The organism is Treponema ruminis (assembly GCF_014201975.1).
Lineage (GTDB): Bacteria > Spirochaetota > Spirochaetia > Treponematales > Treponemataceae > Treponema_D > Treponema_D ruminis.
In genome coordinates, this window is the sequence record NZ_JACHFQ010000007.1 from 123,525 (window position 1) to 137,187 (window position 13,663).

The following is a 13,663-nucleotide window of genomic DNA, read 5'->3' on the forward strand; positions in this document are numbered from 1 at the left end:
ATGAAATTTAAGTTATTGGCCGCGATTTTCGTATTTACGCTTTTTTTCTCCTGCACGACTACAAAGATTGAATCAAAATTTTCGCCTGTTTTTGTGACCAATTCCTCAAAATATGAACTTTTACCGCCGACTGCCATGAGTGGTTCGATTGAGGAACTTCAGCGGATGGAAGCCTTTTTCGGTAAGAATCATATTGAGGCCGACATTTATGTGATTGCAAACGAAGACCAGCTTTCGATGATTTTGATGAGCGAATTCGGAACTACTGTGGCCAGTCTTTTTTATGACGACGAAAATCTTGATTTTGAGTCCACTCTTTTCCCCAAAAAATTCAAGCCCGAATACATTGTTGCTGATTTTCAGTTCTGCCTTTATGACGAGGAGATTTTAAAGCCCCGGCTGGAAGAAATCGGTTTGGAGTTAAAAGTTTCTTCTGAGGCCGGAAAAGACGGAACTTTCACTGAGACCAGAATTTTGAGTCAAAAATATAAAATCATTTCAAAAGTCACCAAAAAATTCGAAAAAAACTCGGAAACTGGTGCTGATGAGTTAAAATCTATAAAATACGAGAATTTTCTTCGCGGATATTCTTATGAACTGACTGGAGTTTCTGAATGAGAGTAGAGCTTAAAAACATTTTTCTCTCAAATCCGGGATTCATCTGCGCGGCGGGTGATTCTGAAAATCCCGAATCCTTTGTCGAAAATCTTGCTTCTGGCAATCGCGATGGAATCAAAAAAACTGACTGCGGACTTGTCGGTGAGGGCGGAGTAAAATCTTTCTTCGTCGGTAAAATCGATGACTCAAAGCTTAAGTCGACTGGCGATGCCTTTGACATGCGGGTCCTTCAGATTCTGGATTTTGCACTTTCTTCTATTAAAAACGTTGTTGAAAAGGCAATTTCTCTTTACGGGGCTGAGAGGGTCGGAGTCTGCATGGGTTCCTGCGACAACGGAAGCGCCCTTTCTTTTGCAGGCCACAAGGCTTTTTTTACGGAAGGGGCTTTCCCAGCTGACTACGATTTGAAGGTTCAGGGAGCGGACTATCCTGCAACTTTTACAGCCAGAAAATTCGGTACAAGGGGGATTTGCCTTGCTTTTTCTACAGCCTGTTCTTCTTCTGCCAGCGCGATTGTTAAGGCCAAGGAATTGATTCGTGCGGGAATTTGCGATGCCGTGATTGCAGGCGGAGTTGACGTTGCAAGCGACACCGTTCTTCTTGGTTTTGACAGCCTTGAGGCAATCGACCACGAAAAGACAAATCCTTTTTCAAAAAATCGAAACGGAATCAATCTTGGAGAAGGGGCCAGCGTATTCCTTCTTTCAAAAGATGATTTGGACGAAATGGGCATAGTTCTTGCGGGAAGCGGTGAATCTAGCGATGCCAGCCACATGACGGCTCCCCTTGCAGACGGAAGCGGGGCGGAAAAGGCCATGAAAGCAGCCCTGGAAGACTCAGGTCTCAAACCGGAAGATGTGGATTATGTGAACCTGCACGGAACCGGAACCCACCTCAATGACAGCATGGAAGGGCGCGGAGTAAATCTTGTTTTCGGCTCAGAAAATCATCTTGCCTGCTCATCGACAAAGCCTTTGACCGGGCACACTCTCGGAGCGGCAGCAAGTCTTGAGCTTGCGGCCTGCTTTTACGCGATAAAAAGCCAGAAAATCCCTGTTCATGTCTGGGACGGAGTTCAGGACCCGGAAATCCCCCGCCTGAATCTTGTGACGGAAAAATCTTCTCTTCCCCAAAAGCCAATCCGCTGCTGCATGAGCAATTCTTTTGCTTTCGGCGGCTGTAACGCAAGCCTCATTATAAGGAAAATAAAATGACGATAGAGCACGAAGAACTTGCGGAACTTGTTCCCCACAAAGGAAAAATGTTCATCATTGACCGGATTACCGAGGCTAACGCAAAGGACTGGATTATCGAAAGCGAGACAAAAATCACTCCTGACTTCATGTTCTACGAAAAAGCCGTGGACGGAGTTCCGAATTACGCCTGCTTTGAGATAATCGCTCAGACTGTTTCAGCCCTCACAGGTCTTTATGCCCGCGAAAATAATCTTCCGCCCAACATGGGATTTATCCTCAGCGTGTCGAATCTCAGCTTTGATTTTGATATAATAAAGCCCGGACAGACTGTAAAGGCAAGGGCCCTGCGCGAATCTGTTCTTGATAACGTTTATTCTTTCCGCGCGGAGCTTTGGATTGATGGAAATCCTTGTGGCAAAGGAAAACTCACTGTAATGGAAATACTATGATGAACGAAAATAATGGTAAAAAGGTGCTTGTGACAGGCAGTTCTGGTGGAATCGGCAGGGCTATTGCTTTGGCTGTGGCTCAGGCTGGATATGAAGTTGTCGCACACTACAATAACGGAAAAGAAAAGGCCGAAAGTCTAAAGGCAGAAATTGAATCTTTGGGCGGGGAATGCTCTCTTCTTCAGTTCAATATTTCTGACCGGGCTGACTGTGCCGAAAAGCTTGAAAAATGGAGCGAGGAAAATGGTGCTTTCTGGGGAATCGTTTTGAATGCCGGAATTGCCCGCGACAATGTTTTCCCAGCCCTTACTGATGAAAACTGGGACGAGGTAGTCCACACAAATCTTGACGGATTCTACAACGTCCTAAAGCCTCTGGTAATGCCTTTGTGCCGGAAAAAGCGGGGCCGTATCATTACGATTGCCAGCGTTTCGGGCATCATCGGAAACCGCGGCCAGGTAAACTATTCTGCCAGCAAGGCGGGCATCATCGGTGCCACAAAAGCCCTTGCTACGGAACTTGCCAGCCGGAAAATCACCGTAAACTGCATCGCACCGGGCCTTATCGAAACTGACATGGTAAAGGAGTTGCCTCTTGAGCAAATGCTTTCCACAATTCCGATGGGGCGTGCGGGCAAGCCTGAAGAAGTTGCTTCACTTGCGGTGTATTTGCTTGGCGAAGGGGCAAGTTACATTACGCGGCAGGTAATTTCTGTCAATGGCGGGCTTATATAAAATCTGCCTCTTCTTTCGCAAAGTAATCGGTTGAGAAATCTTTATTTAAATTATAAAATAATCTTATATAGTTAGGGTTTTTATTGTTATGGAAAAACGACGTGTAGTTATTACTGGTGGTGGAATTGTCAGTGTTCTTGGAAGTGACTGGAATACAATTCTCGCCAACCTCAAAGCCAAAAAGAATTTCGTAAAATACATGAAGGACTGGGACGAAAAGTATCCCCTCATGAACACACGCCTTGCAGCCCCGGTTGATTTTGCAATCGATAAAGAAAAATATCCCCGAAAGGCAATCCGCGGAATGGGCCGGGTTTCTCAGATGGCTCTGGTCGCAACAGATGCTGCTCTCGAAGATGCCGGTTTGTTGGGCAGCGAGGAAATCACTCAGGGACGCACTGGAATCGCTTACGGTTCTTCAATTGGTAGCGTTGACCCTCTCATGGAAATGTACTCAATGCTTGTAATAAACGATACAAGCAAGGTCAGTTCAACAACTTACATTAAGGCCATGCCTCAGACCTGTGCCTGCAACCTCGAAGTTTACTATCATCTTACGGGACGAATAATCACCACGAACACTGCCTGTACTTCCGGCAGTCAGTCAATCGGCTACGCTTACGAAACGATTCAGTCAGGCAAGCAGGACATGATGATTGCAGGAGGTGCCGAAGAATTCTGCACGATGGACACTGCCACATTCGATACTCTCTTCTCAACATCAACCAAGAACAGCACTCCTGAGCTTACACCAAGCGCCTATGACCTTCACCGCGACGGCCTTGTTTTGGGTGAGGGAGCCTGTACTTTGATTCTTGAGGAATACGAGCATGCAAAAGCCCGCGGAGCTAAAATGTATGCGGAAATCGTCGGCTTTGGAACAACTACAGACGGAACCCATATCACTTCGCCTAACAGACCGACAATCGCACATGCACTCGAGCTTGCCCTGGAAGACGCAAAGCTTTCTCCGGATCAGATTGGCTATATAAACACCCACGGAACAGGAACAACTTCCGGCGACATCACGGAAAGCCAGGCAACCTTCGACGTCTTCAAACGGGCTGTTCCGGTTTCAACGGTCAAAAATTATATCGGCCACACACTTGGTGCTTGCGGTTCAATTGAATCATGGCTTACAATAAATATGATGAACGAGGGCTGGTTCCTGCCGAATTTGAATCTTTCTGAGGTGGACCCAAAATGCGCGCCTCTGGATTACATCACTGGTGACGGCCGTGAGATAAACACTGAATACGTAATGAACAATAATTTTGCGTTCGGTGGAATTAATACAAGTCTTATTTTTAAGAAAATTAAATAGATTATCGGGCAAATCCGGTAAAGACAAGTTTTTCATACGGAGGAAAAAAATGAAAAAACTTATTGCTATTTTGGTCGCAGGTCTTGCTTTTACAGCCAGCTTGTTTGCAGACGTACCTGAGTTTACTGATGAGACAGCTTACGTTGTTGACGCATCAGTTCTTCCAGGCAATATGAAGGATAATGTTGTTGTCACAAACGTTTCTTCTTTGGCTGCAAATTTCGACATCACAATTTTCGTTTATGATGAAGAGTCAAAGGGCTGGATGATTTTTGGAAAAGGTCACATCAAGGATTTGGGCGATGTTGCTACAATCAAATCAATCAACAAAAAAATGATGAAGCTTGCAAACTACAAATATTTTGCAATCAAACCTTCTGCTGACAATCCTTTCACTTACAGCGTTGCAAAAGGAAACAACGACTTGAACGTCTGGATTTATGATGACCGTGAAATCGACGAGTCTCACTTCAAGGTATTCGACCTTTCAATGCTCCCGACTTTCACAGACAATCTCCGCGTTGTAGCCGGTGAAAACCTTCGCTCAGCAGCTTCTTTCCGAATCCTCGTTTACAATGATGAGGCTGACGAAGAGAAGTCTGGTACAATCGCAATCCTTACAAAGCCAAAGGACACAAAAGTTTTCAAAACAACTGCTAAAGGTCAGAAATACAACCTCTTCAAATATGTAAAAATCATTTCACGTGAAGAGAAAGACTACAAATACACAGTCAATGTTGCAAAGAATGACCTGGTAATTACTGTAAACAATCAGTAGTCACTTTTGAAAGAGCCTCGCAGACAGCGGGGCAATTTTTTTGGCCGACAATTTTATTTCGACAAATTGACTATTTTTGTCAAAATAGATAGGATAGAGTTATAAATAATGCCCTTCTGTTTTTGTCTGGGCTTTTTATAGGAGAAAATAATGGCTGTAATTAAACCAATGGTTCGCTCAAACATTTGTATCAACGCTCACCCGATTGGATGTGCCCGCGATACTGAGAATCAGATTGAATATGCAATTGCCCAGAAGGCAAAACATGGAATCAAAACTGCAAAAGAAGGCGGATACGCTCCACAGAACGTTCTCGTCCTCGGCTGCTCAACTGGATATGGTCTTTCAAGCCGAATCACAGCAGCTTTTGAATACGGAGCTGACACAATCGGTGTTTCTTTTGAAAAAGAGCCGACTGTAACAAAGGGCGGCACACCTGGCTGGTACAACAACAAGGCATTTGACCGTGCCGCTGCAAAAGCAGGACTCAAATCAACAACTTTCAACATGGACGCATACAGCGATGAATGCCGTCAGGCTGTAATCGACGAAGCAAAAAAATGGGGAATCAAATTCGACCTCATCGTTTACTCACTTGCTTCACCTGTCCGCACAGATCCTGACACAAAAGTCCTTTACAAGTCAGTAATCAAGCCGGTCGGAAAGCCATACGGCGGATATGCAATCGACATGATGACAGAAAAACTCAACCGCCTCGAAGCACAGCCTGCAGAGGGCGACGACATTCCTAACACTGTCAAAGTAATGGGTGGCGAAGACTGGGAGCGCTGGATGAAATATCTTTCAGACGCAGGCCTCATCGCTGAAGGCTGCCGCACAGTTGCATATTCTTACATCGGACCAAAATATTCACAGCCAATCTACCGCGAGGGAACAATCGGTGAGGCTAAAAAGGATTTGGAAGCCCGCGCAAAGAACATCGATGCACAGCTCAAAAAAATCGGCGGTGCAGCTTACGTTTCTGTAAACAAGGCTCTCGTTACACGCTCAAGCTCGGTAATTCCTGTAATCATGCTTTACCTGGGCTGTCTCTTCAAGGTTCAGAAGGCTGCCGGAACACACGAAGGCTGCAAGGAGCAGATTGACCGCCTCTTCGCTGAGCGCCTTTATACTGCTGACAAAAAAGTTCCTGTTGACGAGCAGGGCCGCATCCGAATCGACGACTGGGAAATGAAGCCGGAGATTCAGGCAGAGCTCGACAAGCACATGGAGGCAATCACTCAGGAAAACCTCAAAGAGCACATCGACCTCGAAGGAATCCGCAAGGACTTCCTCAACATCAACGGTTTTGCAGTAGACGGCGTTGACTACGAGAAAGACATCACCGATATGACTGCAATCGACTAATATTGCCTCATGATTCCAAAATAGAAAAGCTCCCGGTGCTAAGTGAAATTGCATCGGGAGCTTTTTTTTTCAATATTTAATAGTTGTTTTACTGGGCAATTCCCCTGAATTCTGCGATTGACTTGAATCCGCGAGATTTCATGTAGCTTCGAAGCCCCTGCACGATTTCAATCATCGTGTTTGGATTTGCGAAAGTTGCAGTTCCAACCTGGATTGCCTCTGCTCCTGCCATGAGGAACTCGACTGCATCCTGCCAGCATGAGATTCCGCCCAGACCAACGACAGGAATTCGCTCATTTTCAGGAAGCTTGTTCATGGCCTGAACCAGATCGTAGACCATGCGGAGGGCGATTGGCTTTACGGCCGGACCGCTGAATCCCGCGCGGATGTTGTCAAAGACCGGCCGGCCTGTGTTCAAATCAATTGATATTGCCTGGAAGGTGTTTACAAGACTGAGGGCATCGGCTCCAGCCTCGCGAACAGCCATTGCGATTCCTATTAAATCAGGAGCGTTTGGCGTGAGCTTGACCATGAGGGGCTTTTTAGTGACTTCGCGCACGGCTTTTGTTACGTTTGCGGCTGTTTCCGGGGCCATTCCAAAGCCCATGCCGCCAGCCTTTACGTTCGGGCAGCTGATGTTAAGCTCAATCATAGGAACGTCTGTCTTGTCGAGAAGTTTTGCTCCCTCAACATAAGTTTCAATAGAAGAGCCTGAAAGGTTTGCGATTGTGACCGGCTTGAGAGCGAGCATTCCAGGAAGCTCATGCTCGATAAAGTGCTCGATTCCAGGATTTTCAAGACCGATGGAGTTTATTAAGCCCGATGGAGTTTCGACAAGGCGGGTGCCTGTATTGCCGGGACGGGCCTGCAGGGTGAGGCCTTTGGAACAGATTCCGCCCAGCTTGTTTACGTCGAAAATGCTTGAATATTCTGAGCCATAGCCGAAAGTGCCGCTGGCCGCAATTACCGGGTTTTCAAATTTGACTCCGGCAACTTCAACGCTCAAATCAGGCTCGAATTCAGCGATTGTACCGTCCTGAGCCTTTGCGCTTCCGAAAAGAGCCTTGTTTTTTGGCGGCTCGAATTGCAGGATTTCGCCCTTGAAAATAGGGCCGTCCTTGCAGCAGCGCTTGTTTCCTTCGGTGGTTGTGATTGTACAGCCAAGGCAGGCTCCAACGCCACAAGCCATGCGGTTTTCCATGCTCAGGTAAGACTGAACTCCCGCTCCGTTACAGATTTTCTGTAAGTAGGCGAGCATCGGAGTAGGGCCGCAGGCATAAACCTTAGTGTAGCCCTTTTCTTTGAGGATTTTGGCTGTGAGGGCTGCCGGTAACATTCCCTTAATGCCTGCAGAACCGTCATCAGTTGTGATTGTGAGCTCATTTGGTGCAATGTAATCTAAGCCGTAAGAGCCGCTTTTGAAACATGCGAAGAAGTCATAAGATTTTTCGGGCAAAGTTGTGGCAAAGCCTGCAACCGGTGCGATTCCGATTCCGCCGCCAACGATACATACTTTGTCGCCGAATTTTGGAGCTGGGAAAGTGTTTCCGAGAGGGCCGATGAGCTCGATTTCGTCATTTTTGCTGAGTGAGCAAAGTTCTTCAGTTCCCTTTCCCTTTTTGAGAATAAGGAATTCGAGATGAGCTGCTTCACCGGCCTTTCGTGACATATAAATGCTGATTGGGCGACCGAGAAGAAGGCCTGATTTTGCAGAGCGGAGAAGATAAAACTGGCCTGCCGCAGGAACCGGAACATCGGTTGAGCCGTTCGACAAATCGACCAGCATCAAAACCTTGAGATTCCATACACTGTCAAAAGGAACTGCTCCCTTTTCAACATCACAGTAAGTTACAACGCCTTTTCCAAAAACTGGCAATGGTTCGCCTTTACAATCAGTCACTTCTTTCATATTACAATCCAAGTTCCTTTTTTGCATTAAGCAAGTCTGCGGTTGAATCGCGGCAAGCTTTGCCTGCTGCGTCTGCAATATCTTTGAGGCAGAGAATGCCTTTTTCGCGTGAATCAGCAAGGGATTCGTCCTTTTTCCATGCGCACAAAATGCCGCGGCTTGAATTTACAGTGCCACCAGCCTTGTCGAGCAGGGTAGCCGCAATTCGGGCAGCTCCGCCCTGAGCTCCGTAGCCTGGAATCAGGAAGAAAATATCAGGATATGCGTCGCGGAGCAGGCGGGCATCGCTTTCTTCGGTGCAGCCAACTACAGCTCCAACCGGTGAACAATTCTGCTCAGGATAAAGAGCCTTGAACTCAGCGGAAATCTTTTCAAGTTCATCGCCTGTTTTATCGAGAACCCGGCCGCCAGCCTTGAGTTCCTGCTGCTCAATATCGACCATGCCCGGATTTGAAGTGCGCAAGAGTACGAAAATGCCCTTGCCTCCAGCCTGACTGTTTGGCTTGCAGTATTCTGTGAATGGTTTGAGTGTGTCAAAGCCCATGTATGGATTGATTGTGATGATGTCTGTTTCAAAATCGCTGCCAGAAGCAAAGTGGGCACGGGCATAAGCCTTTGCCGTATCTGCAATGTCGCCGCGCTTGATGTCGCTGATTGCGATAAAGCCAGCCTCATGAACAGCCTTAATCGTTTCAATATAAGCCTTTAAGCCCTCGATTCCCATTGCCTCGTAGTAAGCAATCTGAATCTTAAAGCAGCAGGCAGATTTGTCACTGGTCACGCGCTTGATGATTTCCTTGTTGTAGGCAAGAATGGCCTCAACCGGTGAATCAAATGCCTTCAAAACCGACTCCGGCAGATAAGACGGATCAGTATCCAGACCAACGCAGAGCGGGCCGTTCTCCAGAGATTTTTTTCGGAGTTCTTCCATTAAGTGTGTCATAAATTCTTCCTTAGAAAAATTCGGGGCGTTGCGGGAGCTCCCGCAGAGGGGGTAGCGTAAAAGCGAAGCTTTGCAGCGAGGGGGAGACCTCCCCCTACAGCCCTCTTGCCCACGGATATGTGCTTAAATATGGGTCTGGTTTGACTGCGGATGGTGTTGCCCATACTTCGTCAATCAAGCCCTTGTTGTTAATTTTACCGATTCTTACCTGTTTGTACAAATGCTGGTTGCCGCCATCGATTGTTACCGTTCCTTCCGGAGCCGTAAAGCTGAGTCCTTTTGCGGCCACTCTGACAGCCTCAACCTCGAAACCGCCGGCTTTTTCGCAGGCCGCAGCCCACATGTAAACCGCGATGTAAGCCGCTTCAATCGGATCTCCGGTCATGCGGTCTTCACCGTACTTTTCCTTGTAATCAGAGACGAATTTTTCGTTGCGAGGAGTCTGTGTCGTTTCGTAGTAATTCCATGAAACCAGGTGACCTGCAAGATTATCCAGATCCATTTTGGCGACTTCTTCCTCGGCGATTGAAAAACTCATGACAGGAATTGTGCTTGAAGTGATGCCTGCTTTTGCCAGGGCCGCAAAGAAAGAGACGTTTGAGTCACCGTTGAGGGAGTTGAGGATTACGTCTGGTTTTGTGGCGAGAATTTTGGCAACCACTTCGCTGAAATTCGTGGCTCCCATCGGAAGATATTCTTCGCCCGCACATTCTCCGTCGAGCTGGGCAATCTGAGCTTTGATGATTTTATTTGCCGTGCGGGGGAAAACGTAGTCACTTCCGACCAGGAACATTTTTTTGCCTATGTTCTTGGCACAGTAATCAACGGCCGGAACAATCTGCTGGTTTGGAGAAGCGCCCATGTACATGATGTTGGGGCTGGCTTCCATACCTTCGTACTGAACCGGATACCACAAAAGACCGTAAAGTTCCTCGAAAATCGGTTTGACTGCCTTGCGGGAAGCACTTGTCCAGCAGCCAAAGACAGTTACGACCTTTTCATCCTGCAAAAGCTCCCGGGCTTTTTTAGCGAAAACCTGCGGCTCACTGGCACCGTCGGCCTGAATAGCCTCAATCTGCCTGCCAAGAACTCCGCCGTTCTCGTTGATTTCTGAAATTGCCAGTAATTCTGCGTCTCGGACGGCTGTCTCAGAGATAGACATTGTGCCCGAAAGAGAGTGCAGAAGGCCTACTTTGACAGTTTCAGGCTTTTTTTGATTGCATGATGCGAGAAGAAGTGCTGAAAGTGCAATTCCGGCTATTCCCATTGTGACTTTTTTCATATTCATCTCCTATTGAATTACTTCGTATGTGACCATTTTGCCTTTGCCTTTGATTTCACATTCGATTGGTTCTGTAAATTTGACGTCTGAATCTTTAAGATGCTCGAAAACGGTCTGGCTTACGCGGATATTTCCAGGGCTGCAGGCTGTTTCCATTCGGCTGGCGACGTTGACGGTATTTCCCCATACATCATATACGAATTTCGTTTTTCCGATAACACCAGCCGTAACAGGACCGCTGTTTAGTCCGATTCGCATATTGAACTGTATCTTACCACATCGGTTGTAATCTTCCAAATCCTTGTACATGCCCTTTGCGAATTCTACCATAATACGGGCGTGTTTTTCGTTTGGACTTGGAACACCACAGGCCGCCATATAGGCATCACCGATTGTCTTGATTTTTTCGACACCCATTTCCTTGGCCCTCTCGTCAAATCTTGTGAACAGATCGTTGAGGGCTGAGACAATTTCGCTTGCGGAGTGATTGCTTGAAACTTTTGTGAAACTTACGATGTCAGAGAAGAGAAGGGTAACGTCCGTGAAAGCTTCAGCAACGGAATGAACGTTGTCTTTGAGTTCGTCTGCGATTTTGTCTGGAAGAATTGCACGCAGGAGCTGCTCGGATTTGTCTTTTTCGGCGGCAAGTTCCCGAGTACGCACCTGGACCATTCCTTCGAGGCGGATATTTTCAAGCTTGATTTTGCGCTGCTTAAAATAGAAGAGTGCGATAATTAAATTTATAAAAATAATTATCGTGATGACCCAGAAAATCGGCATCTGATAGAAGTAGGGTTTTTGCACAAAGAGCATTGCACAGGCTTCTTCGGAAGGAACGCCCTCGCCGTTTATGGCCATGACCAGAAATGTGTGCCTTCCCGGGCTTATATTCGTGTATGATACTGTGCGGCTTTTGCTCGGCAGACTGAGTTTTTCTTCAAAATTTGTAAGCTGGTGCTGGAACTGGATTCGCTCCGGGGCGTCAAAACTTAGACCTGTGAATTGAATTTCTACTCGCTTGGTGCCAGGTTTTAAAATAAACTCATGAGCTTTTGAATTGAAATCGAACTTTGTGTTGTCAATCGTGACGCTTTCGATATGAACGAGCGGCAAAACCGGATTTTCTCGGATTTTAATCGGGTCATAGACTGCAAATCCGTCAATCATGGTGAACCACAATCTTCCGTGCAGGTCACAAATGCTCAGAGAAGTGGAAGTGGGGCCGTCTGAATCAAGTCCGTCGTTGCGGGAATAATACTGAAGGGACAAGACCTTTTCGCCTGTGTGGGCCGATTGCAGCAATTCTTCCTTATTAACTGATGCGACACCGTAGTTGCTTGTAATCCACATGTCTGTTGAAGTGTCCGGGATTACCTGGAAGACTGAATCCGTGCCCAGTCCGTTGTCGGAATTCATGTTTTCGAAAGCAGATGGGACTGTGTGGGCTGAGTCAAAGGGCCTGCAGTAGCTGATTCCGCTGCCGGTACAAATCCAGTAGGCTCCCTCGCTGTCCTGTGAGATTTTGAAAATTACGTTTCCGATTAAACCGTCGTCGGAAGTGATGTGGGCGATTATTGCCTCGTTTTTCATGAGGTAGATTCCGCCGCCGTCCGTTCCAATCCAGACCACGTTGTTTGTGTCCTTGTGAATCCACATGACGTATTCGTTTTCGAGACCGTCAGCCTGCTTGAAATTTTTGATTGTTCCGTCATTGTGAATAATGCTTAAGCCTGTCGTGGTACCGACATAATATTCGCGGGGATTTGTTTCAATTGCGAGACGAACTTTGTTGCCTGCAAGACCTTCATCGGTTGTCCAGTTTTTTATTGTGGCTGCCCGCGGATCGTAAAGGATAAGGCCCGGCTTTGTGTAGCAAGTTGCAAGAATCTCACTTTTAAAAGTGATTCCTACATGCCTGATTCTTAAATCTTTTGTGAACTCAGTGAGCTTGTTTTTGATTTCCTTTTCACCGACGAAGCACCTTACGCCTCTGTCAGTGGCAATCCACATTCGGCCGACATTGTCTTCGGCGATTGCGTTGACCGTTGTCTCAAGCTTTGTGACCTGGAATTTGCCGTGGGTGAGCTTTCCGATGCCGTTTCGGTCGCTGGCAAACCAGATGTTGCCTTCGCGGTCGCGGATGATTCTGTTGATTTTGGCAGATGACAGGTCTTTGTTGTGGGATTCTTCAAATCGCCCCTTGTAAAAGGAAACGACTCCGTGTTCAGTTCCAAAAAGAATGGTACCGTCAGGGGCCACATACATTGACCAGGTTGGGATGGAATCAAGAATCGTGTTGGTTTTGATTTTTTTGAACTCGTTGTCTTCAAGGCAGACTATGCCGAGGTCGCCCATGCCGATCCAGAAATTGCCGCTCAAATCCTGAATAATCGAAGTGGCGAAGTAGCTGTCGAAATGCTTGTCAATCTGGGGAATTGTGTGGAAGAGGCCGTCCGAGAAAAGGAAAAGCCCGTCTTCGTTGGAAGTGATGAGCCAGACCCTGCCGGCTGAGTCGCAGTAAAGCTCTACGGCTATGATTCCCTTGGAAACCGTACCAGCCTGGAATTGCGGCGTAATTAAATGGCCTTTTGGAGTGAGGTAAACGACTCCGGCCGCCGTTCCAATCCAGATGTTGCCCATGCGGTCTTCGCAAAGGGCGCGGACGGAATTGTTTGGAAGACCGTTCTGCGTGGTGATGCTTTTGCTGGAACCGTCCGGCATGATTTTGTGGACACCCTCGTCGTTTGAGCCCAGCCAGAGGTTGCCGTTGGAGTCTTCAAGGATTGCCCGCACGGAAGAAAACTTATAGTCGTTTGTCCTGGCCCGCCGGATTGTATTGAATCCTACGCCGTCAAAACGGACCAGGCCTTCGTAGGTGCCGATGTTGATGTAGCCGTCTTTGGTCTGGAGAATGTCAGTGGCCATTGTGCCTGTGAGTCCGCCAAAGGATGTCCATGTCTGATAAACGTAGTTGTCTAGATAAGTTTTTTGAGAAAATCCAAAATGCAGGGTGACAAAGAATATCACCGCAAAAAAACACTTTTTCATTCCTATATTATAAA

At 47.1% G+C, this 13,663-nt stretch carries 11 protein-coding genes; 7 read left to right on the forward strand and 4 right to left on the reverse strand.

Annotated features, from left to right (window positions below; all coding sequences use genetic code 11):
* The 7 genes from HNP76_RS11615 (at position 1) to fabV (ending at position 6,467) form a co-directional block, all read left to right on the forward strand.
* Positions 1-618, forward strand: coding sequence for a DUF3261 domain-containing protein (locus HNP76_RS11615; RefSeq protein ID WP_184660692.1), 618 nt, complete (start codon positions 1-3; stop codon positions 616-618).
* Positions 615-1,832 (forward strand): beta-ketoacyl synthase N-terminal-like domain-containing protein, encoded by a 1,218-nt coding sequence (locus tag HNP76_RS11620; RefSeq protein ID WP_184660694.1) that lies wholly within the window; start codon positions 615-617, stop codon positions 1,830-1,832. The genes HNP76_RS11615 and HNP76_RS11620 overlap by 4 nt, the downstream gene beginning before the upstream one ends.
* The gene (locus tag HNP76_RS11625; RefSeq protein ID WP_184660696.1) at positions 1,829-2,263 is read left to right on the forward strand and encodes a hotdog family protein; all 435 of its coding nucleotides are present in this window, start codon (positions 1,829-1,831) and stop codon (positions 2,261-2,263) included. Before HNP76_RS11620 ends, HNP76_RS11625 begins: the two co-directional genes overlap by 4 nt.
* A complete protein-coding gene (gene fabG / locus HNP76_RS11630) occupies positions 2,260-2,997 on the forward strand; it encodes a 3-oxoacyl-ACP reductase FabG (protein WP_206173250.1) in 738 nt (245 codons plus the stop codon). The genes HNP76_RS11625 and fabG overlap by 4 nt, the downstream gene beginning before the upstream one ends.
* 88 nt (positions 2,998-3,085) lie before the next feature.
* Positions 3,086-4,321 (forward strand): beta-ketoacyl-ACP synthase, encoded by a 1,236-nt coding sequence (locus tag HNP76_RS11635; RefSeq protein WP_184660699.1) that lies wholly within the window; start codon positions 3,086-3,088, stop codon positions 4,319-4,321.
* Between the two features lie 49 nt (positions 4,322-4,370).
* Positions 4,371-5,099, forward strand: coding sequence for a hypothetical protein (locus HNP76_RS11640; RefSeq protein ID WP_184660701.1), 729 nt, complete (start codon positions 4,371-4,373; stop codon positions 5,097-5,099).
* 150 nt (positions 5,100-5,249) lie between these two features.
* Positions 5,250-6,467, forward strand: coding sequence for an enoyl-ACP reductase FabV (fabV, locus tag HNP76_RS11645; RefSeq protein ID WP_184660703.1), 1,218 nt, complete (start codon positions 5,250-5,252; stop codon positions 6,465-6,467).
* An 88-nt stretch (positions 6,468-6,555) separates the two neighbouring features.
* On the opposite strand, the gene HNP76_RS11650 is transcribed toward fabV, so the two are convergent.
* The 4 genes from HNP76_RS11650 to HNP76_RS11665 form a co-directional block, all read right to left on the reverse strand.
* Positions 6,556-8,376: a dihydroorotate dehydrogenase gene (locus tag HNP76_RS11650; protein ID WP_184660705.1), complete on the reverse strand. Its 1,821-nt coding sequence runs from the start codon at positions 8,374-8,376 to the stop codon at positions 6,556-6,558.
* Between the two features lies 1 nt (position 8,377).
* A complete protein-coding gene (gene pyrF, locus HNP76_RS11655; RefSeq protein WP_184660707.1) occupies positions 8,378-9,319 on the reverse strand; it encodes an orotidine-5'-phosphate decarboxylase in 942 nt (313 codons plus the stop codon).
* Positions 9,320-9,413: 94 nt separating this feature from the next.
* Positions 9,414-10,601, reverse strand: coding sequence for an urea ABC transporter substrate-binding protein (gene urtA / locus HNP76_RS11660; protein WP_246462692.1), 1,188 nt, complete (start codon positions 10,599-10,601; stop codon positions 9,414-9,416).
* A 9-nt stretch (positions 10,602-10,610) separates the two neighbouring features.
* Positions 10,611-13,649 carry an adenylate/guanylate cyclase domain-containing protein gene (locus tag HNP76_RS11665; protein WP_184660710.1) on the reverse strand — a complete coding sequence of 1,013 codons (3,039 nt, stop codon included), beginning with the start codon at positions 13,647-13,649 and terminating at the stop codon, positions 10,611-10,613.
* Between the last annotated feature and the right edge of the window lie 14 nt (positions 13,650-13,663).

Excerpts from the sequence above, each read along its gene's own strand:
- HNP76_RS11615 (WP_184660692.1), top strand. The coding sequence starts at position 1 with ATGAAATTTAAGTTATTGGCCGCGATTTTCGTATTTACGCTTTTTTTC.
- HNP76_RS11620 (WP_184660694.1), top strand. The coding sequence starts at position 615 with ATGAGAGTAGAGCTTAAAAACATTTTTCTCTCAAATCCGGGATTCATC.
- HNP76_RS11625 (WP_184660696.1), top strand. The coding sequence starts at position 1,829 with ATGACGATAGAGCACGAAGAACTTGCGGAACTTGTTCCCCACAAAGGA.
- fabG (WP_206173250.1), top strand. The coding sequence starts at position 2,260 with ATGATGAACGAAAATAATGGTAAAAAGGTGCTTGTGACAGGCAGTTCT.
- HNP76_RS11635 (WP_184660699.1), top strand. The coding sequence starts at position 3,086 with ATGGAAAAACGACGTGTAGTTATTACTGGTGGTGGAATTGTCAGTGTT.
- HNP76_RS11640 (WP_184660701.1), top strand. The coding sequence starts at position 4,371 with ATGAAAAAACTTATTGCTATTTTGGTCGCAGGTCTTGCTTTTACAGCC.
- fabV (WP_184660703.1), top strand. The coding sequence starts at position 5,250 with ATGGCTGTAATTAAACCAATGGTTCGCTCAAACATTTGTATCAACGCT.
- HNP76_RS11650 (WP_184660705.1), bottom strand. The coding sequence starts at position 8,376 with ATGAAAGAAGTGACTGATTGTAAAGGCGAACCATTGCCAGTTTTTGGA.
- pyrF (WP_184660707.1), bottom strand. The coding sequence starts at position 9,319 with ATGACACACTTAATGGAAGAACTCCGAAAAAAATCTCTGGAGAACGGC.
- urtA (WP_246462692.1), bottom strand. The coding sequence starts at position 10,601 with ATGAAAAAAGTCACAATGGGAATAGCCGGAATTGCACTTTCAGCACTT.
- HNP76_RS11665 (WP_184660710.1), bottom strand. The coding sequence starts at position 13,649 with ATGAAAAAGTGTTTTTTTGCGGTGATATTCTTTGTCACCCTGCATTTT.